At 53.2% G+C, this 20,425-nt stretch carries 19 protein-coding genes; 6 read left to right on the forward strand and 13 right to left on the reverse strand.

The window, feature by feature from the left end; translation table 11 throughout:
* Positions 1–67: 67 nt before the first annotated feature.
* The 12 genes from trpS to pilM form a co-directional block, all read right to left on the reverse strand.
* Positions 68–1,072, reverse strand: a complete 1,005-nt coding sequence (gene trpS / locus BJJ97_RS03085) for a tryptophan--tRNA ligase (protein WP_095993025.1) — start codon at positions 1,070–1,072, stop codon at positions 68–70.
* Positions 1,069–1,773: a phosphoglycolate phosphatase gene (locus BJJ97_RS03090; RefSeq protein ID WP_095993026.1), complete on the reverse strand. Its 705-nt coding sequence runs from the start codon at positions 1,771–1,773 to the stop codon at positions 1,069–1,071. The genes trpS and BJJ97_RS03090 overlap by 4 nt, the downstream gene beginning before the upstream one ends.
* On the reverse strand, positions 1,766–2,443 hold the full coding sequence (rpe, locus tag BJJ97_RS03095) for a ribulose-phosphate 3-epimerase (RefSeq protein ID WP_039484625.1): 678 nt from the start codon (positions 2,441–2,443) through the stop codon (positions 1,766–1,768). The genes BJJ97_RS03090 and rpe overlap by 8 nt, the downstream gene beginning before the upstream one ends.
* A 112-nt stretch (positions 2,444–2,555) precedes the next feature.
* Positions 2,556–3,368, reverse strand: a complete 813-nt coding sequence (dam, locus tag BJJ97_RS03100) for an adenine-specific DNA-methyltransferase (protein WP_039484628.1) — start codon at positions 3,366–3,368, stop codon at positions 2,556–2,558.
* 79 nt (positions 3,369–3,447) lie between these two features.
* Positions 3,448–4,464, reverse strand: coding sequence for an SPOR domain-containing protein (locus BJJ97_RS03105; protein WP_095993027.1), 1,017 nt, complete (start codon positions 4,462–4,464; stop codon positions 3,448–3,450).
* A 183-nt stretch (positions 4,465–4,647) separates the two neighbouring features.
* On the reverse strand, positions 4,648–5,733 hold the full coding sequence (aroB, locus tag BJJ97_RS03110) for a 3-dehydroquinate synthase (RefSeq protein ID WP_095993028.1): 1,086 nt from the start codon (positions 5,731–5,733) through the stop codon (positions 4,648–4,650).
* A 52-nt stretch (positions 5,734–5,785) separates the two neighbouring features.
* Positions 5,786–6,307: a shikimate kinase AroK gene (gene aroK / locus BJJ97_RS03115; RefSeq protein WP_005969451.1), complete on the reverse strand. Its 522-nt coding sequence runs from the start codon at positions 6,305–6,307 to the stop codon at positions 5,786–5,788.
* 351 nt (positions 6,308–6,658) lie between these two features.
* Entirely contained in the window at positions 6,659–7,933 is a 1,275-nt protein-coding gene (gene hofQ / locus BJJ97_RS03120) for a DNA uptake porin HofQ (protein WP_095993029.1), read from the reverse strand.
* A 100-nt stretch (positions 7,934–8,033) separates the two neighbouring features.
* Complete coding sequence (locus tag BJJ97_RS03125; RefSeq protein ID WP_095993030.1) at positions 8,034–8,411, reverse strand: HofP DNA utilization family protein; 378 nt, start codon at positions 8,409–8,411, stop codon at positions 8,034–8,036.
* Complete coding sequence (locus tag BJJ97_RS03130) at positions 8,408–8,995, reverse strand: hypothetical protein (protein WP_095993031.1); 588 nt, start codon at positions 8,993–8,995, stop codon at positions 8,408–8,410. Before BJJ97_RS03130 ends, BJJ97_RS03125 begins: the two co-directional genes overlap by 4 nt.
* On the reverse strand, positions 8,988–9,557 hold the full coding sequence (locus tag BJJ97_RS03135; protein ID WP_095993032.1) for a PilN domain-containing protein: 570 nt from the start codon (positions 9,555–9,557) through the stop codon (positions 8,988–8,990). Before BJJ97_RS03135 ends, BJJ97_RS03130 begins: the two co-directional genes overlap by 8 nt.
* Positions 9,558–9,559: 2 nt before the next feature.
* Positions 9,560–10,411: a type IV pilus biogenesis protein PilM gene (gene pilM / locus BJJ97_RS03140; RefSeq protein ID WP_095993033.1), complete on the reverse strand. Its 852-nt coding sequence runs from the start codon at positions 10,409–10,411 to the stop codon at positions 9,560–9,562.
* 115 nt (positions 10,412–10,526) lie between these two features.
* Between pilM and mrcA the strand changes: the two genes are divergently transcribed.
* Positions 10,527–13,082, forward strand: coding sequence for a peptidoglycan glycosyltransferase/peptidoglycan DD-transpeptidase MrcA (gene mrcA, locus BJJ97_RS03145; protein ID WP_095700791.1), 2,556 nt, complete (start codon positions 10,527–10,529; stop codon positions 13,080–13,082).
* A 100-nt stretch (positions 13,083–13,182) separates the two neighbouring features.
* Here mrcA and nudE read toward each other — a convergent pair whose 3' ends face one another.
* A complete protein-coding gene (gene nudE, locus BJJ97_RS03150; protein ID WP_014916864.1) occupies positions 13,183–13,740 on the reverse strand; it encodes an ADP compounds hydrolase NudE in 558 nt (185 codons plus the stop codon).
* A 437-nt stretch (positions 13,741–14,177) separates the two neighbouring features.
* On the opposite strand from nudE, the gene BJJ97_RS03160 reads away from it, so the two are divergent.
* The 5 genes from BJJ97_RS03160 (at position 14,178) to pckA (ending at position 20,364) form a co-directional block, all read left to right on the forward strand.
* Complete coding sequence (locus BJJ97_RS03160) at positions 14,178–16,325, forward strand: intracellular growth attenuator family protein (RefSeq protein WP_095993034.1); 2,148 nt, start codon at positions 14,178–14,180, stop codon at positions 16,323–16,325.
* Between the two features lie 127 nt (positions 16,326–16,452).
* Positions 16,453–17,139 (forward strand): GMP/IMP nucleotidase, encoded by a 687-nt coding sequence (yrfG, locus tag BJJ97_RS03165; protein WP_095993035.1) that lies wholly within the window; start codon positions 16,453–16,455, stop codon positions 17,137–17,139.
* Between the two features lie 12 nt (positions 17,140–17,151).
* Entirely contained in the window at positions 17,152–17,562 is a 411-nt protein-coding gene (gene hslR, locus BJJ97_RS03170; protein ID WP_095993036.1) for a ribosome-associated heat shock protein Hsp15, read from the forward strand.
* Positions 17,563–17,677: 115 nt separating this feature from the next.
* Positions 17,678–18,547 (forward strand): Hsp33 family molecular chaperone HslO, encoded by an 870-nt coding sequence (hslO, locus tag BJJ97_RS03175; protein WP_095993037.1) that lies wholly within the window; start codon positions 17,678–17,680, stop codon positions 18,545–18,547.
* A 197-nt stretch (positions 18,548–18,744) separates the two neighbouring features.
* Positions 18,745–20,364, forward strand: coding sequence for a phosphoenolpyruvate carboxykinase (ATP) (pckA, locus tag BJJ97_RS03180; protein ID WP_095700797.1), 1,620 nt, complete (start codon positions 18,745–18,747; stop codon positions 20,362–20,364).
* The last annotated feature ends 61 nt before the right edge of the window (positions 20,365–20,425 follow it).

Consider the following 20,425-nt stretch of genomic DNA (forward strand, 5'->3'; position numbering starts at 1 on the left):
TTCGAAGGGACTAGATAAGCAGTAGCAGGACACCGTCAGGAGAGAGCCTCCTGACGGTAATTAAGCCTTACGGGCGGGTAACAAAACCGATAGCGTCGTAGACTTTCTTCAGCGTTTCCTGTGCGCGAGCACTCGCTTTATCAGCCCCTTCACGCATGATCTGTTGCAGGAAAGCCTCATCGTTACGGTAGCGATGATAACGTTCTTGCAGCTCAGACAGCATACCGGATACGGCATCCGCCACCGCGCCTTTCAGGTGACCATACATCTGGCCGTTAAATTCCTGCTCCAGCTCAGGGATGGGTTTTCCCGTCACGCCGGACAGGATATCCAACAGGTTGGATACCCCAGCTTTATTCGCCACGTCATAGCGAATGACAGGTGGCTCGTCGGAATCCGTCATCGCGCGTTTGATCTTCTTCACCACCGCTTTCGGATCTTCCAGCAGCCCGATAACGTTATTGCGGTTATCGTCAGACTTGGACATCTTCTTGGTCGGTTCCAGCAGAGACATCACGCGGGCACCCGATTTCGGAATGAACGGTTCTGGCACTTTGAAAATGTCGCCATACAGGCTGTTGAAACGCTGCCCGACGTCACGGCTCAGCTCCAGATGCTGCTTCTGATCTTCACCCACCGGCACCTGATTCGTTTGGTACAGCAGGATATCCGCCGCCATCAGCACCGGATAACTAAACAGACCGGCGTTGATATTCTCTTCATAACGCGCGGATTTATCCTTGAACTGCGTCATGCGGCTCAGTTCGCCGAAATACGCGTAGCAGTTCAGTATCCAGCTCAGTTGGCTGTGCTCAGGCACGTGCGACTGAACAAAAATGGTGCTCTTTTTCGGATCGATGCCACAGGCCAGATACAGCGCCAGCGTATCCAGCGTCGCTTTCCTCAGCGCCTGCGGATCCTGACGTACCGTGATGGCATGCAAATCCACAATGCAATAGATGCAGTCGTAATCGTCCTGCATGTTGACCCACTGACGTAACGCCCCCATGTAGTTACCAATGGTCAATTCACCAGACGGCTGCGCACCGCTAAATACAATGGGCTTGCTCATACTAAGGGTTCCTGATTGTGTGAAGAAGAATGCCCGATCAGGGGCAAAATATCGGCAAAACGATCCAGAACGACATCCGGCTGACTCAGCTCGATCGCTTCACCATAGTTATAACCATACGTCATGCCGACACTGCGGCAGCTTGCCGCCTGTGCCGCCTGAATATCATTGCGGGAATCGCCGACGAACAGGAGTTCGCTGGCACGCAGCCCCAGCTTACCGAGCACCAGATAGAGCGGCGCAGGATGCGGCTTTTTCACAATGACGTCATCGCCACCGATGATCAGCGAAAAATAGTCGCCAATCCCTAATCCTGCCAAGAGCGGAGCAACGAACGGCGTGGGTTTATTGGTCACCACCGCCATCGGAATGCCCTGCTGCGCCAACTGCGCCAGCGTCTCTTTTACCTGTGGAAACAGCGTACTGCCGCTATCCACCGTCTGCGCATAATAGCTATCGAATCGCTCACGGGTTTCTTGCAAGCGTGCGGCAGTTGGCTCAACGCCAGCCCAGCGCAGCGCCCGCTCAACCATCACGTCCGCACCGTTACCGATCCAGGTTGCGACACGCGCTTCACCCGCAGCAGGCAACGACTGCGCTACTAAGGCCTGATCGATAGCCGCCGCCAGACCCGGAGCGCTGTGAATCAGCGTCCCGTCCAAATCAAAAGCTAATCCGCGAACTGCGGTTAATTCAGTCATGTATCGTCCTTGAAATTTCACTACGCATTTGATCAATGACGGCACGGTAATCTGGATGACCAAAAATAGCCGATCCCGCCACAAACATATCTGCGCCCGCTTCAGCAATTGCGCCGATATTTTCTACTTTTACGCCGCCATCAACTTCCAGTCGAATGTCGTAACCGCTGTCGTCGATCAAACGACGAACCTGACGCAGCTTATCCAGCGTGCTAGGAATAAAGGATTGGCCGCCAAATCCAGGGTTAACTGACATCAGCAGAATGATATCCAGCTTATCCATGACGTAATCGAGATAGCTCAGCGGTGTCGCCGGGTTAAACACCAGACCGGCTTTGCAGCCGTGATCTTTGATCAGTTGCAGTGAACGATCGAGATGATCCGTGGCTTCGGGATGAAAGGTAATGAAACTGGCTCCCGCGTTGGCGAAATCCGGGATGATACGATCGACCGGTTTCACCATCAGGTGAACGTCAATCGGCGCGGTAATGCCGTAATCGCGCAGGGATTTCAGGACCAGCGGGCCAATCGTCAAATTTGGCACATAGTGGTTATCCATGACATCAAAATGGACCACATCAGCCCCGGCAGCCAATACGTTAGCGGTATCTTCACCAAGACGGGCAAAATCAGCCGACAGAATGGACGGCGCGATTAAAAACGGTTTCATTCATTTCTCCAAACGATAAAGTCTGAATGCCTGCGGGTAACCTATTCCCGGCTAATGACGCTTCTCAGACGGCATTAACCGATTCACCGCGCTCTGTGTACCCCAAACGGTATTACCGATATAGGGCTAATAACTCGTTTACTTTACTACGCCCTAAAATATTACGGCTAATCGTTCTGCGCGCTTTAACAACATACAGCACAGCTTCCTGATACCACTCACGGGTCAACAACGTGTCATGATTGGAAATCAGTACCGGAATCTGGCTTTCTGCTGACAAACGGCGCGCCAATTGCGCCAAACTCTGCTGGTCGGCACGACTGAAATTATTGGTGTGATAGGCCGTAAAATTCGCGGTCGCAGACAGCGGCGCATAAGGCGGATCGCAATAAATGACCGATCCCTTCTCTGCTTTTTCCAGCGTGTCCTGATAATGCTCACAGACGAAAGTGGCATTTTTCGCTTTGAAAGCGAACCAGCGAATTTCTTCTTCAGGAAAATAGGGCTTCTTGTAGCGCCCAAAAGGAACATTGAATTCACCGCGCATGTTGTAACGGCACAGGCCGTTATAGCAGTGGCGATTCAAATAGAGAAACAGCAGCGCGCGCCGATAGGCATCGCTGCAAAGGTTAAATTCTTCACGCAGCAGATAAAACGTCTCTGACGTGTTGACCTCATCCGTAAAAAGTTTACGGGCGTCGGCAACAAACTCATCTGTATTCGATTTAACGATATTGTAGAGATTAATCAGGTCGCTATTAATATCAGCCAGTATGTAGCGGTCGTACTCCGTATTCAGAAACACGGAACCCGCGCCAACAAAGGGCTCAATGAGACAGTCTCCTGCGGGTAAATAGCGACGAATTTCTTCTACCAGCGGATATTTACCACCAGCCCATTTTAAAAAAGCGCGGTTCTTCTTCATGCCGTCGTTAGTTACTCATACGTTTCAGAGCCGCGGATTGTACTCTGTGTCAGACAGCACATCAGGGCTAAAATTGGTGTTACTTATTCAAGTCCTGCTTCACCTGGCGGATCGGCTTAACCCATGGTTTTTTCGCTTGTACCTCTGCGGGCAACGCGGCAATCGCCTGTTTCGCTTCCGCAGAAGAAGCATAGACTCCGGTCACTAACACATACCAGGATTTTCCGTCTCGTTTCGTTTCATACACCCACGAATGGGCGAGATTATGTTGTTTTGCGTAGGCTTTCAGCGTATCCGAGCGTGACGCGCTGCTCAATTGCAACGTAAAACTGCTGGCAGGCGCATTCTGTACGGAGACGTTCTGTCCGGCCGCCGCAGGCGCTGCTTTTGCGTTAGTCGCAGGTTTACTTGCTACTGGAGCTTTTGGCGCGCTGTTCGCAGCAGGCTTAGCGTTGCTAGCGTGTGCAGGCGTCGTATTGTGCGTATTTTTAGCGGATATCGCCGCAGGCGTTTTCCCCGTTGGAGCAACCGTCGCAGGCGCCGTTGGCAGCGTCGAGTTTCCTGCCGCACCCTGAGAGAATTCGCTAACGCGCCCTTGCTGTTGCGACAGCGCATCGGTGATATTTCCCGGCAGCTCAATACGCTGCTGGCCTGCCACCGGCGGTTGAATCTGTGCATCCGTCGGCGTACCGGAAATCGGTGGAGCACTTAATGTCTGAGGCGACGTCGGCGTTTGAGAAGACGCCTGCCCTGGCATTTGACCATGACTGGCCTCGCCGGAAACGGCCGCAGGGCTTTCACTCTGTGAGGAAGGCTGCGCGTTCTGGGTCATTGCAGACGAGGAAGAGAGATCGATATTTCGCTCACCACCCGCTTGATTCTGCGTCTGTGATGTCTGTGGCTGAGAAGGTGCCTGCAAAGCCGATCCAATACCCACGATCAGCAACACCAGCACCACGATCCCGATGCCAATCATCAGGTGCTGTCTGGAAAGCGCGATCTTAGGTACCGCGAAGTTGCTGCTTTTCTGCTGACGAGTAGGTCGACGGTCACTGGTATCAGGCTTCAGCTCATCTTCCGGCTTGAACTCATCCATTTAACATCTCCCCACTAAAAAGCTCGAATTCGCCACGCAGTCGCCAAGGCGAATCATTGAATCGTAACGCATTGTATTTTATTAACCATAACCCATCAGGGCGTGTCTGTCGTTAATACTTATATTTCATAATGGATAGTCTTTCATAGCGGATTGTCTTTCATAACCCGATAGCATTACGCATCAGGCAAGACAATCAGCTATCGAAGCCAACACCATGTCATGCGCGACGCCGCCACGAACTTCTGATTGACCAATCGCCGTTGGCAGCACCAAGCGTAACTCACCCGCCAGCACTTTCTTATCGCGCATCATATGAGGAAGATAGGATTCAGGTGTCATTTGCGTCGGGCCGTTCACCGGCAGGCCAGCGCGAATCAGCAGAGACTTGACTCGCTCGACATCCTCAGCGGAGAACCGCCCGAGACGACGTGCCGTATGCGCAGCCATCACCATGCCTGCTGCAACCGCTTCGCCGTGAAGCCAGTTACCGTAGCCCATTTCTGCTTCAATGGCATGCCCGTAAGTATGGCCCAAGTTGAGCAGCGCACGCATACCACTTTCACGTTCATCTGCTGCAACCACCGCCGCTTTAATCTCACAGCAGCGACGAATGCAGTAAGCCAGCGCGTCATGTTCTAGCGCACGCACGGCTTCAATGTTTTCTTCGAGCCAAATAAAGAAATCGCGATCCAGAATAATGCCGTACTTGATCACTTCCGCCAGCCCGGATGACAATTCCCGTGCAGGTAAAGATTTCAGGCAGTCCAGATCGATCACGACCGATACGGGCTGGTAGAACGCCCCGATCATGTTTTTACCCAACGGGTGGTTGACGGCGGTTTTACCACCGACGGAGGAATCTACTTGCGATAACAGCGTTGTCGGCACCTGAATAAACCGGACGCCACGCTGATAACTGGCCGCGGCAAAACCGGCTAAATCGCCGATGACACCGCCACCCAAGGCAACAATCGTCGTATCACGACCATGCGGTTTCGCCAACAGCGCGGTAAAAACCTGATCCAATACGGTCAACGATTTGTGCTGCTCGCCGTCAGGTAAGATAACCTGATCGACATGCACGCCACTGTTTTCCAACACACCACGAACGCGGTCAAGGTACAGAGGAGCCAACGTCTGGTTCGTCACCAGCATGGCCTGCTCCCCCGCTTTCAACGGCATAAAAGAAGCCGAATCATCAAATAATCCAGCGGCTATCGTAATGGGGTAACTACGTTCCCCTAGTGTTACGGTAATTCTTTCCATGCTCGTTAAACAACCCGTTCAGGATCCGCTCAATGCGGATTAAGGTATGCTCTTAGTTACTTTCCAGCATATTGATAATCTGGTTAGCAACGACCTTGGCACTTTGCTCGTCAGTCCGAATGGTAACGTCAGCGATTTCTTCATAAAGCGGGTTCCGCTCTTTCGCCAACGCTTCCAATACTTCACGTGGAGGGGTTTCAACCTGAAGTAACGGACGCTTCTTATCACGCTGCGTGCGGGCCAGCTGTTTCTCGATTGTCGTTTCCAAATAAACGACAACGCCGCGCGCGGAAAGACGATTGCGCGTCTCACGTGATTTGACTGAGCCACCGCCTGTCGCCAGTACGATGCCTTGCTTTTCCGTCAATTCATTAATGACTTTCTCTTCACGATCGCGGAAGCCTTCTTCGCCTTCCACATCGAATACCCAGCCCACATCAGCCCCAGTGCGTCGCTCAATTTCTTGATCGGAGTCGAAAAACTCCATATTGAGTTGCTGAGCTAACTGACGGCCAATAGTGCTTTTGCCGGCACCCATAGGCCCAACCAGAAAGATATTGCGTTTCTCTGCCATGTTTTTTGGTATTACTAAGACAATTCGTTAATGATAACCCGCCCCGCCAATCAACCCAGCGGCGGGACCTAAACTGAAACCTCATGAGCGATAGTGCGAGAATCAGACAAAAAATTATCTCAAGACTCAGGGTAGTTTGGCAACCGAATAAAATGTCACACCGACCACAGGTGGTCAATGTAGTATGTTTTATCGACATTTTCGGTGGAACAACACTTCAGTGCTCAATTCGCTAACCCTTGTAAGCTAAATCCGCCGCAGCGTCAAACTCATAAGCGCCGAACGTGACAAAATATTGCACCCGATCCGAAAAAAAAATACCGTACGACGTCAGAGCCCGCCTGGGTTTACTCACGATGACGCGGGTATCAGCGTCGGCGTAATGAAAATGACCAATTCTCGTCGCGTATGCTGCTGAGTATGGTTTCTGAACAGATGACCAAATACGGGAACCTCACCCAATATTGGTACCTGTCTGTCACTATTCTTTTTTTGCTGCTGGAAAATGCCGCCTAAAACGATGGTTTCTCCATCAGCGACCGTCACTTGGGTTTGGATTTCCTGTTTATCGATCGCTAATGCTTCGCCATTATCGCCCTGCTTAATCGTCTGCCCCGGCATGTTTTGGCTGATTTTCAGGTTCAGCGTAATCCGTCCGGCTCGCAGAATGTCCGGTGTGACTTCCATCCCTAATACCGCCTCTTTAAACTCGATAGACGTCGATCCGCTTGCTCCGCTGGAGACCTGATACGGAATTTCCGTACCTTGTTTAATACTGGCGGTCTGCTGGTGAGCGGTAAACAAACGAGGGCTGGCGATAATTTCGACCTGGCTTTCCTGTTCCAGCGCCATTAATTCCAGATCCAGCAGGCGGCCATTCAAGCGTGCCAAATGGAATCCGGCATTGATCGTGGGCGTATCCACCGGCAGGCTAACGTTAAAATTATTCAGCCTGAGTGCCTTGTTCGCCGCGCCCCCTTCCCCCAGTCCCCAGTTCACGCCCAGCGCCTGCAGGTGCTCGCTGCTGATGGTGACGATATGCGCCGCCAGCTGTACCTGCGCTAACGGCAGATCAAGTTCTTTCACCCACGGTTCGAGCTGTGCCAGAGCCTCTTCCGTATCGCGAATCAGTAAGGTGTTCGTCCGTTTATCCACGGTTACGCTGCCGCGCGTAGACAGCAATGTCCCACGCTGAGCCTGAACGCTGGCCGCCACTTCCGTCACATCAGCATACTGCAACGCGACAGAAAGGTTGTGCAGCGGCAATTTCTGCGCCTGTTCCGCTGCATGTTCGTCCCGTTCTTTCTGCAAGGACTCAAGGTGCCCAGCAGGGAAAACCATCAGCACGTTGCCGTTACGCTCGACGCTAAGCTTCCCCATGCGTAGAACAATATCCAGTGCCTGCTGCCAGGGAATATCTGCCAGCCTCAGGCTAAGATTCCCCGTCACGCCCGGTGCGATCACCACATTGAGCTGTTGGTGATCGGCTAACGCCTGTAGCACCCGAGGTATCGGTGAATCTTCAAACGCCATCGATACCGAACTTTCCGCACTGGCCTGAAACGGCGCGGCGAGAAGAAGCAACCCACTCCACGCCACGACCCGACATAACATCCTCATATTCATAACCTTCCTTGTTATCGAGATACGCTGTTGCCAACGTTGTTTTCAAAGAACAATTGTCTAACGACTGCGTTCAAAATACCTGTCGTCAGGCAGACTTCACCTATTCCACTGGCTTAGTGATAAACGGAGAAGCCAGCAGCAGGTTCTCTGGCAGGCCGTCACAGCCTGCCTCATGCGCTGTCGGGACAAGTTTGGCCCCTGATTTATCCAGTTGACTGACTAGCCAATTCCCTGGGGGAATCGTTTCGCCGCGTGTCAGCCTGATCCAGCCAACCTCCGGCTGCGTGAGCCAACCAGTCCAACGGTCACCAGAGCCAATCACGCCTTTTAGCTGCCACGCTGGCAGTGTCGCTGAGGGCAGGCAACGCGCCGCAGCCAGAGGCTGAAAAGGGTCGATACGTTCTGCGAGTTTTTCTGCCTGCACGCTATGGGGTACGAAGGGCAGCATCAATGCGATACAACGTGTTATGTGGCTCATGGCACCGCCTCCGGCATGATTAGCGATAGCTCAACCTGCAACCGTGGTATTTCTGTTGACTGCGCCGTTGGAGCGCCATCTGGCTTTACGGTCAGTTGTGTTATTCGCAGCACATAAGGTAATGCCGTCAGCGCACGAAGCACCTGCAATACGCCCGTGTAATTCGCGCTAAATGCCAATTGCCAACGTTCCTGATGGGGTGCTCCCGCATGAGGCGGAGCGGGCTGCCAGGACAGCAGCGAAGCCCCCGCCTGCGACAGAGGCTCAACGATAAGCTGTGCCAGTCGGTCAGGCTGGAAGGGATCGTCTTGCGCAGTTTTCTCCGCTAATTGCGTGCTTAGCAAAGAGAGCAGCGGCATCGCATCCAGTTTTTGCTGGAGTTCCCCGACATCCAGACGCGCCTGAACGGTTTGCGCTTCTATGCCAATCACAACCTGCCGTACTTCACCGATGAGGAACCAGCCTGCTAACAGTCCAGCAGCAGCGACAAACGCCAATTGAAGCGCTAGCTGCTGCCAAAGCGGTTTATTCACTAGCCCAGGTCGATTTAGTACAACGTGAGCCACGATCGCTTGATTAATCATGGTCTTCCCCCGGTGAGGAAACACCCGTATCACGCCAGTTGGCCTGAAAGGAAAAGCGCAACTGGGTATTCACACCGCGCTCTCGGGACGTATGCAGCAGCTGTACACGCTCAACGGAAACATGGCGCAATAACGCGTGCTGTAACGTAATGATATCGTGATAGTTTTCACTCACGCCGGACAGCAGCAGATGCGAGCCGCGGTCGGCGATCTCCGTCAGCCACAGACGCGCGGGCATCATGCCAGCAATCTGATCTAACAGATGGAGATTACGACGATTGTCATGCTGGACTATCGCCTCGGCGCTTTCCTGTTCCAGATAGCGACGCAGCGCTTCTCGCGCCTGATGCGTTTGTTGATACCGTGCCGTCAGTTGCTGCTGTTGGGCCAGCACCGCATTGAGTTCATCCTGCGCACGTTGCTGCCTGTGCTGCCAAAACAGATAGCTCGCGGCGATAAGGCATAGCATCAACCCCATCTGTAGCCACAGCAGCCCTAACCAACGACGAGCCCGCTGGCGCATCAGGGTTTTGCGCCAGGGTAAAAGATTAATCAGCAGCATAGTCAGGCATCCTCAGGACGCAATGCCAACCCACCCGCAATCGCAAAAGCCGAGGGGAAACTCGGCAACGGCGGCTGCATATGGTTAAACACCGTTAACGGCGACCACGGCTGTAATACATCAGTCTGCTGGCGGGGTAAATCGGGCGAGACGCTAGAATAATAGGCTATGCCATCGACATCATGCTGATAGCGAGTGCTTACAACCGATAAGATATCAGCCTCGTCATTCAGCTCATCAAGATGTATCACTCCCGAGTGAAAAGCGTGGTTCAACGGGGCAACCCACAGCCAGCCATCCAACAGCCGATGCAAAAGCAGACGGTTAGCTTCAAGCCCAGCCCGCTGCGCCATCGTCCGAAGCGCACAGGTTGAAACCTCAAGCACATCGGGGTGCAACCCTGCACTATTCAGGCATGCCAGCCATTTATCAATCTCCTGTCGGCGCGCGGCCGTCACCAGCAGCAAGCCCTGCATCTGCGGGTCTTCCCGATAGTCTATCGCCAGCGATTCGCTACTGATCGGCAGCTTACGAGCCGCCATAGTTTCGATGTAGAGGCTACGCTCTGGCTCCTGTAAACGCTGGTCAGGCATCGGTAAATGCTGCTGTAAAATCAACTGAGCAGGAAACCCCACCCGTAGCGAAATGTGTCCAGGCAGTAAACGTCGCCATGTTCGCAAGGTCTCACAAAGCGCCTCAGTATGGTGTAGACTACCCGTGCGCAAGGTGTCGTCTGGTAGCGGATATTGCCACCAGTGACGAAGCTGCCAGCCATCGCGGCGGCGCTGAACCGCCAGCGCGCGCATGAAGCCGTTTTGTATATCTACTCCAACCCGCCAGATGTGATAAGCCATGTTCAACCCGATTTCCTTATCCCTTAAAAGAACGTATCCACAGTGCTGGCTTACCTTTATACTAGCGCCCGATTGTTTATAAACTGTCCAAACGCTACTGAATGGAAAATCCCAGGTGAAGTTCGTAAAGTATCTATTCATCCTTGCAGTCTCTTGCATTCTGCTGGGAGCTGCCTCGATATACGGTTTGTACCGTTATATCGAACCCCAACTGCCCGATGTCGCCGCGCTGAAAGATGTTCGGCTGCAAACGCCTATGCAGGTCTACAGCGCCGATGGCGAACTGATCGCTCAGTTTGGTGAAAAACGCCGTATCCCGGTCAAGCTGGACCAGGTTCCCCCTGAGTTGGTACACGCTTTTATCGCGACCGAAGACAGCCGCTTCTATGATCACCACGGTGTCGATCCCGTCGGGATCATCCGCGCCGCGTCTATCGCGCTCACCTCTGGTCACGCCTCTCAAGGGGCGAGTACCATTACGCAACAGCTCGCCAGGAACTTCTTCCTGAGCCCGGAACGCACCCTGATTCGTAAGATCAAGGAAGTGTTTTTGGCTATCCGTATTGAGCAGTTGCTGACCAAGGATGAAATCCTTGAGCTCTATATGAACAAGATTTACCTCGGCTATCGCGCTTATGGCGTTGGCGCGGCGGCACAGGTTTACTTTGGCCGCCCTGTTGACCAGTTGACGCTGAGCGAAATGGCGATGATCGCCGGTCTGCCGAAGGCACCATCGACGTTCAACCCGCTCTATTCCTACGACCGTGCCGTTGCCCGTCGCAACGTCGTCCTTGCACGTATGAAGGATGAAAACTACATCACGCAGTCGCAATACGATGCAGCGCGTAACGAAAAGCTGGTCGCGAATTACCACGCACCGGATATTTCGTTCTCCGCACCGTATGTCGCAGAAATGGCGCGACAGGAGATGTTCAAACGCTACGGCGAAGATGCTTATAACGACGGTTATAAGGTCTACACGACGGTGACCAAAAAATTGCAAACCGCCGCACAGGATGCGCTGCGTAATAATATCCTCGCCTATGACATGCGCCACGGTTACCGCGGCCCGAGCAAAGTGCTGTGGAAAGTCGGCGAAGGCGTCTGGGATCAGGCGAAGATGATTGCCGCTCTGAAAGCGTTGCCGGTCTACGGCCCGCTCTCTCCGGCCATCGTTACCAGCACCACGGCTGACAACGCGATTGCGCTCATGTCTGACGGCAGCAATATTGCTCTACCAATGGCGGGCATGCGCTGGGCACGTGCATACCGTTCCGATACGCAGCAAGGGCCAACACCGAAGCGCGTCACGGACGTGGTACAGGCAGGCCAGCAGGTCTGGGTGCGTAAAGTGAACGATGACTGGTGGCTGGCACAGGTGCCGGACGTCAACTCGGCCATCGTCTCGCTTAACCCGAAAAACGGTGCGATAGAAGCGCTGGTTGGCGGTTTTGACTTTAACCAAAGCAAATTCAACCGTGCGACGCAGGCACTGCGTCAGATTGGTTCCAACATCAAACCGTTCCTGTATACCGCTGCAATGGACAAAGGTTTAACGCTGGCAACGATTCTGAACGACGTACCGATCACCCGTTGGGATGCTGGTGCAGGATCTGACTGGCGGCCGAAAAACTCACCGGCAACCTACGATGGTCCAATCCGTTTGCGTCAGGGGCTGGGTCAATCCAAAAACGTGGTGATGGTGCGTGCCATGCGTGCGATGGGCGTGGACTATGCGGCGGATTACCTGCAACGCTTCGGTTTCCCGGCGCAGAATATCGTCCATACCGAATCGCTGGCGCTGGGTGCCGCCTCGTTTACGCCGCTACAGGTCGTACGTGGCTATGCCGTCATGGCAAACGGCGGCTATCTGGTCGATCCTTATCTGATTAGCAAGATAGAGAGCGAGGCGGGCGGTACGGTGTTTACCGCAACGCCAAAAGTGGTCTGCGATACCTGTAATCTCCCGCTGGTCTACGGTGAAACGCCGCGTTCTCCAGTGTTAGCGACCACTAACGTTGAAGATGTTGCCACGTCAAACGAAGCACCGCCGGTAGGCCTGCCACAGCCAGAACTGGAACCTGTTACGCCAGAGGCCGCACAGCAAAACGCCGCTCAGCCTTACGCACCGCATGTTATCAACACGCCGTTGGCGTTCCTGATTAAAGACGCGCTGAACAGCAACGTCTTCGGTGAGCCGGGCTGGATGGGTACGGGCTGGCGTGCAGGTCGTGACTTGAAACGTCGTGATATCGGCGGTAAAACCGGTACAACGAACAGTTCCAAAGATGCCTGGTTCTCCGGCTATGGCCCGAATTTGGTGACGTCAGTCTGGATCGGCTTCGACGATCACCGTCGCGATCTGGGTGCCAGCAGCGCATCTGGCGCTATCAAAGATCAGATCTCTGGTTATGAAGGCGGTGCGAAATCAGCGCAGCCTGCGTGGGATGATTTCATGAAAGCCGCGCTGGATGGCGTACCGGAACAACCGCTGACGCCGCCAGCAGGCATCGTCAGTGTGGTGATTGACCGCAGCAGCGGCAAGCTGTCCAACGGTGGTGGTAATAGTCGTTCTGAGTACTTCATTGACGGAACGCAGCCGAAAGAATACGAAGTGCATGAAGTCGGCACTACGCTGATGGATAACGGACAAAGCGAAGAATTATTCTAGCCAGCGTTCGACAGCATCAGACAAGGCAAAGAAGGCGCAGGAAACTGCGCCTTCTTTTTTGCTATGTTGGCTTATGAAAAACAGGTTGGTTTATTAAAAATTAGCGGGGTGTACGACGCAGCCAGTCGTGGGCCAGAAACAGCGCGCTGACGTTACGCGCTTCGCGGAAATCAGGCTCTTGCAGCAGCGACATCATGTTATCTATCGGCCAGCGGACTTGCGGCATCGGCTCCGGCTCATCGCCTTCCAAACTCTGCGGATACAGCCCACGCGCCACCACGATATTCATCTGGCTGGAAAAATAGGAGGGCGCCATCGTTAACGTCGCCAGCAACTCCAGCTTTTCCGCCCCAAAACCGACTTCTTCCATCAGCTCGCGGTTAGCGGCTTCAAAGACCGTTTCACCGGGATCGATCAGCCCTTTGGGAAAGCCCAGCTCGTATTCTTCGATACCGACAGCGTATTCGCGGATCAACAGCAGTTCATCATCAATGATCGGGACAATCATCACCGCTTGTCGGCCGCTTGGGCGCATCCGTTCATAAACCCGCCGTACCCCGTTGCTAAATTCAAGATCGACGGATTCCACATTGAACAGGCGCGAATGCGCTACCGTTTCTACCTTGAGGATTTTAGGTTTTTTCAGGTTATGACTCATTGATGCCCCCCAGAGAGTTACGACCAGAACGGCACCTTAGCCCAACGTGCATGAAAGACGGCGTTTATCGCAACCTGAACATGGCATGCTGTTGAATAAGAAGAGATCGTAAATATTCTTTTTTGATTCTGTTCACATTGTGCGTTAACAGCCGCCTCCGCTGCAACTATCGTGACGATGAATTTACGTGTGGGCAACATGAAGGATACATCCTGTATGAGAAACCACCAGAAAAAGTCAATAACTTAAAAAAAATAGGAATATCCTCATTCAAGCGGCATTTTTTGCTTGTTACTATCATCACCTTATGCGATTAATTCCATTCACAATTACGTTATTAATCTAAGAAAACAATGCCATACGGGTTATCATCGATTGTATAATTTTGTTAAACTCCGACGAGAACAAGGAGCATCGAGTTTTGGAATGGAGATGACATGAGCACAATATTTACCCTATTGGCGATATTGCTTGCCTGTCTGATCGTTGTCGGAGGTCTTGTTGCCTACCGTATGCGTCACCGTTTCTTATCCGCTCCGCCGTTACCCGTTTCGCAATCGCTTCCGCGACGGTTGACTGAAGATGAACGGATCGCCATTGAGCGTTATCTGGCTCAGGAAAACAGTCAACAAACCACGCCGCTTGATACCCCCAATGAGCAGCCCAAACTGCCGCGTTCCCTGGAAAGTAATCGGGTTTACCCCATCACCCATACGATTACACGCTACGGCCTGAGCACTGATGCTCAGAATAAGTGGCGCTACTATATCGATACGCAAGAAGTTCATTTGCCGCCCAGTTGGGAACCGTTCATTACCGAAAATAACACCGTCGAACTGATTAAGACGCGCTCGATCCCGCTGGTCATTTCCTTGAATGGACACTCGCTAACCGAGTGTCTCGACGATCGTCCACTCGCTCCACTGCCGAGCGAAGTCCCTGTTCCGAACGCCTCCATCCGTCAGGAAGGCAGTGAGCATGCCGAGCTCGTCACCATCCGTAAGGAAACACGTGAAGAGCACGCCATGCACCACTCTGGAGGCTTGAAGGAAACGGCCGTGCTCTGCGTGTCTTTTCTGCTTTTGTTCATCAGCCTGAATAGCCCTATCGCCCTGCTCCCCTGGCTGATCGGGACTGCATCATTATTAGCAGGCTGGAGTCTGTGGCAGCTTTTCCGCTCACCATCCGCTCAGGAACTGCGGGATGTACACTGCCTTCACGGCACGCCGCAAGGGCTGGGGCTGTTTGGCGAATCCAATCAGGGGCCGCTCGGCAATATCTCGCTCGGTAATATCGATCTGATTTACCCACCGCACTGGCAGCCCTATATCACGCAGGATCTCGGGCGAAAAACGGATGTCGATATCTATCTCAACCGACAGGTGATCCGTCAGGGAGAGCACCTATCGCTGCATGATGAAGTGAAATATTTCCCGCTACAGCGCTGGGGCAGGAATCTACTGCTGGCAGCTGGTTCACTACTCAGCCTGATTTTGCTCGTCACTAACGTGCCGCTTGAACTACCGCTAAAACTCAGTCTGGCCTGGCTTCAGGGCGCGCAGCGCATTCAGGTCACGCAGGTCAGCGATCTGGAAACCGCTCAGCTCCGTATTGGCGATTCGCTGGCTGTCCGTGGCAACGGCATGTGCTACGTGCCCGCAGGCATTCATCCCGTCTCCGCACCGTCGTCGTATGCGTTCAGCCCTTTTGACTGTTCCGCCATTTACTGGAATAAAGCCGCGCCGCTGCCATTGCCGGAATCCGAGACAATAGAAAAAGCTTCTGCCCTACTGAAATCCGTCAACAGCCAACTTCATCCGCAAGCGGAAAAAGAAGGTCAGGTTAACTCTCAGTTAGCGTCTACGATCCAGAAATCAGGGCTGATTCTGATGAAAAACTTCGCTGAAGTTGTCCTGAGAACACAAGATTTGTGTCGGCAGGAAAACGATTGCTCCCGCCTGAAAAATGCGCTGGTGAATCTAAGTGACGTCAAGAACTGGAATACGCTGGTAAAAGACGCCAATTCCGGCACGCTGAAAGGCATGAATGTGGTGCTGCCTGCCGTCAGTGCAGAAACGCTGGAATCCTTGGTCAACAGTTCTACCGATCAATTCTTCTATCAGGAAATCAATAACGCGGCAGATTCGTTGAACAGCCCACCGCCCGGTGGATTCCTGATTCGCAGCGACGAAGGCCGACAGTTCGTTAACCATCCGCTCCCTCCGAAGCCGCTGAGTGAATATCGTCCATCAGATCAGTGGCAGGAACTCCAACGGCTTTCCGCGATGCTATTGCATACACCGTTTAACGCCACGGGCGTTATCACACAGCTCAATACGGATGCCAACGGAACCCAGCACATCAGCCTACACAGCGAGCCTGACGTCATTACCGTCTGGCGCTATCTCGGCAGTTGTCTGCTGCTGCTGCTCTTTTCCGTAACGTTTATCGTTAATGCGGTTTTGACTGGGATTAAGATGCGTAAAAGCCAGAAGCGAGTGACCGATATTCAGCGCTATTACGCCTCACGGTTCAATATGATGACGAATTTGTTCCCAGACAATCGCCCACAGCTCCCCCGCTAACGGCATCGTGCCCGCTCTGCGGTTATGCTAACCTAGTGGCATCAGTTTCCCGTCACTACTGTCACAATTGCATTGCGCGCCTTCTGCTGCATCATCCCTATAGCACGGCGCGACATCTGGAGTCGTTATGAATCCCCACGTTAACTGGCACGACATTGACACCGTGATACTGGATATGGATGGCACGCTGCTCGATCTGGCGTTTGACAGCTATTTCTGGCTTCAACTGGTGCCGCAGTCGCTCAGTGAAAAACGTCGCATCAGCCTTGAACAGGCGCAGCAGCTTATCGAACAGGAGTACCAGGCCGTTCAGCACACGCTAAACTGGTACTGTTTCGATTACTGGTCAGAACGTCTCGATCTGGATATCTATCAAATGACGACGGATATCGGCACGCAAGCCCGATTGCGCGATGACACAACGCCGTTTTTAGCGGCGCTGCGCGAATGCGGTAAAGAGACGATTCTGCTGACCAACGCCCATCCACACAGTCTGGCGGTAAAAATCGAACACACCGGGCTGGATCAGCACCTTGATTTATTACTTTCCACCCATACTTATGGGTATCCGAAAGAGAATCAGCGCTTGTGGCAGGCCGTACAGCAGCAGATTGGCTTCGACCCCGCCAGAACGTTATTCGTGGATGACAGCGAACCGATTCTGGATGCCGCGAAAACATTCGGTATCCATTACTGTCTGGGCGTGCGTAATCCCGATTCCAGCCAGCAGGAAAAGGCATTCCTGCAACATCCGTCAATGAACGACTACCTTGCGCTGCTACCGGCTCTGCGTCACTCCGTTAACGCAGGGTAATCAGGGGGATTTATGGTGAAAGCTACCGAGCAGGCCGACGATGCCGTTCGTCTGGACAAATGGCTTTGGGCCGCCCGTTTCTATAAAACCCGGGCGATGGCTCGCGAGATGATCGACGGCGGCAAAGTGCACTATAACGGGCAACGCGGTAAACCGAGCAAACAGGTCGAACTGAATGCCGAGATCAAACTGCGTCAGGGCAATGATGAACGCACCGTTATAATTTTGGCCGTCAGCGGCCAGCGCAGAAGCGCAACAGAGGCGCAGGCGCTGTATCAGGAAACGGCCGCAAGCATTGAGAAACGAGAAAAGCTGTCGCAGGCGCGGAAAATGAATGCGCTAACGATGCCACACCCCGATCGCCGCCCTGACAAAAAAGAGCGACGCGATCTGATTAAATTTAAATACAGCGATCAGGAATAACGCTCCGCCCTTCATTTGTTGGTCATCAAACTGCTGACAATAGAGAGAAGGCTCAGCGATTGCCGCACCACTCATCGCAATACAACTCATCTCTGCACAACGACGAGAAAATATTATGGCTCACGACCAACTACATCGTTATCTGTTTGAAAATTATGCCGTTCGTGGCGAGTTGGTGACAGTTAACGAAACGTATCAACGTATTTTGACCAACCACGACTACCCAGCTGCGGTGCAAACGCTGCTGGGTGAAATGCTGGTTGCCACCAGCCTGTTGACGGCCACGCTGAAATTCAGCGGCGATATTACCGTTCAGCTTCAGGGCGATGGCCCACTGAAACTGGCGGTGATTAACGGTAACCACCAGCAGCAGATGCGCGGCGTTGCCCGTCTGCAAGGGGATATCGCACCGGGGAGTTCGCTGAAAGAGATGGTCGGCAATGGCTATCTGGTCATTACCATTACGCCGACTGACGGCGAGCGTTATCAGGGCGTCGTCGGCTTAGAAGGTGAAACCGTTGCCGAATGTCTGGAGAGCTATTTCCAGCAGTCCGAACAGTTGCCGACGCGGTTGTTTATCCGTACGGGTCAACACGACGGGAAACAGGCAGCCGCTGGTATGCTGCTCCAGGTATTGCCCGCACAAGACGCCGATCGTAATGATTTTGATCATCTGGCACAGCTCACCACGACGGTCAAAGCCGACGAGCTGTTTACCCTGCCTGCCACCGAGGTGCTGTACCGCCTTTACCATCAGGAAGAGGTAACCGTGTATGAGCCGCAGAATGTCGAATTCCGCTGTCACTGTTCGCGCGATCGTTGCGCAGATGCATTAATGACGCTGTCCGATCAGGAAGTGAATGAGATGATCGAGCAGGACGGTGAAATCGATATGCACTGTGATTATTGCGGCACGCACTACCTGTTTAATTCGCTGGACATCCGCGCCATACGGCACGATTCATCAGGAAATCTGTTGCATTAATCTTTCTAACGGGTACGACAGTACCCGTTTTCTTTTGCTTATTTTCCCACTTATAAACCGCCGTGATTATTTTTCACACACCCTAAATAAGCAAAGTTATTAATGAATTTATTTAATTTTATGATTGCTATCGCGGTTAAAATAAGCTCACTCCCTACAATGTTTAGTAGTACGACTATAACTTGAGGAGTAGCAACATGCAGATCAACGGTATTACCCCGCAAGCCCTGACGGCTTATGGAATCCATGATGTCCGCGATATTGTCTACAATCCCAGCTATGAACTGCTTTTTGAAGAAGAACGCTCCCCTACCCTACAAGGCTATGAACGCGGCATCGAAACCCAACTGGGTGCAGTAGCCGTCGATACCGGCATTTTTACTGGCCGTTCCCCGAAAGATAAATACATCGTGCGCGATGACGTAACCCGCGACACCGTGTGGTGGTCCGATCAAGGTAAAGGTAAGAACGATAACCAGCCCTTGAGTCAGGAAACCTGGACGCACCTGAAGCAGCTCGTTACCACGCAGCTGTCCGGCAAGCGGTTGTTCATCATTGATGCCTTCTGCGGTGCTAACCCAGACAGCCGCCTCAGCGTACGTTTCGTGACGGAAGTGGCCTGGCAGGCGCATTTCGTCAAAAACATGTTTATCCGCCCGAGCGATGAAGAACTGGAAGGCTTTGAGCCAGATTTCATCGTGATGAACGGCGCAAAATGCACCAACCCAAACTGGCAGGAACAGGGGCTGAACTCCGAGAACTTTGTCGCGTTCAACCTGACGGAGCGCATCCAACTGATTGGCGGCACCTGGTACGGCGGCGAAATGAAGAAAGGCATGTTCTCCATCATGAACTACCTGCTGCCGCTGAAAGGCATCGCTTCCATGCACTGCTCGGCAAACGTCGGTGAAAAAGGCGATGTGGCGGTCTTCTTTGGCCTGTCCGGTACGGGCAAAACCACGTTATCCACCGATCCGAAACGCCAGCTGATTGGCGATGACGAGCACGGCTGGGACGACGACGGCGTCTTCAACTTTGAAGGCGGCTGCTATGCCAAAACCATCAAGCTGTCTAAGGAAGCAGAACCGGATATCTACGGCGCCATCAAACGCGATGCCCTGCTGGAGAACGTCACCGTGCTGGCAGACGGCACCGTGGACTTCAACGACGGCTCCAAAACCGAGAACACCCGCGTCTCTTATCCGATCTACCACATTCAGAATATCGTTAAGCCAGTCTCTAAAGCGGGCCATGCAACGAAAGTGATCTTCCTGACGGCGGACGCGTTCGGCGTGTTGCCACCGGTTTCTCGCCTGACGTCCGATCAGACGCAGTATCACTTCCTGTCCGGCTTTACCGCCAAACTGGCGGGAACCGAGCGCGGCGTGACGGAACCGACGCCGACCTTCTCCGCCTGCTTCGGCGCAGCGTTCCTAATGCTGCACCCGACACAGTACGCTGAAGTGCTGGTGAAACGCATGAAGGCGGCTGGCGCACAGGCCTATCTGGTGAACACCGGCTGGAACGGCAGCGGCAAACGTATTTCCATTAAGGATACGCGCGGGATTATTGACGCCATTCTGAACGGCAGTATTGATGATGCAGAAATGCAGACGCTGCCTGTCTTCGATTTGGCCATCCCGACCTCGCTACCTGGCGTCAATCCTGACATTCTCGACCCACGTGATACCTATGCGAGCGTCGAACAATGGCAGGAAAAAGCGGACGATTTGGCACAGCGCTTTATCACCAACTTCGATAAATATACCGATGCTCCGGCAGGCGCAGCACTGGTGAAAGCAGGGCCGAAGCGGTAAACGCTGAAGAAAAACTATCACGAAAAAGGCGCGGAATCGCGCCTTTCTTATTCATGCCAGT

The sequence above is a fragment of the Pectobacterium polaris genome, from assembly GCF_002307355.1.
Lineage (GTDB): Bacteria > Pseudomonadota > Gammaproteobacteria > Enterobacterales > Enterobacteriaceae > Pectobacterium > Pectobacterium polare.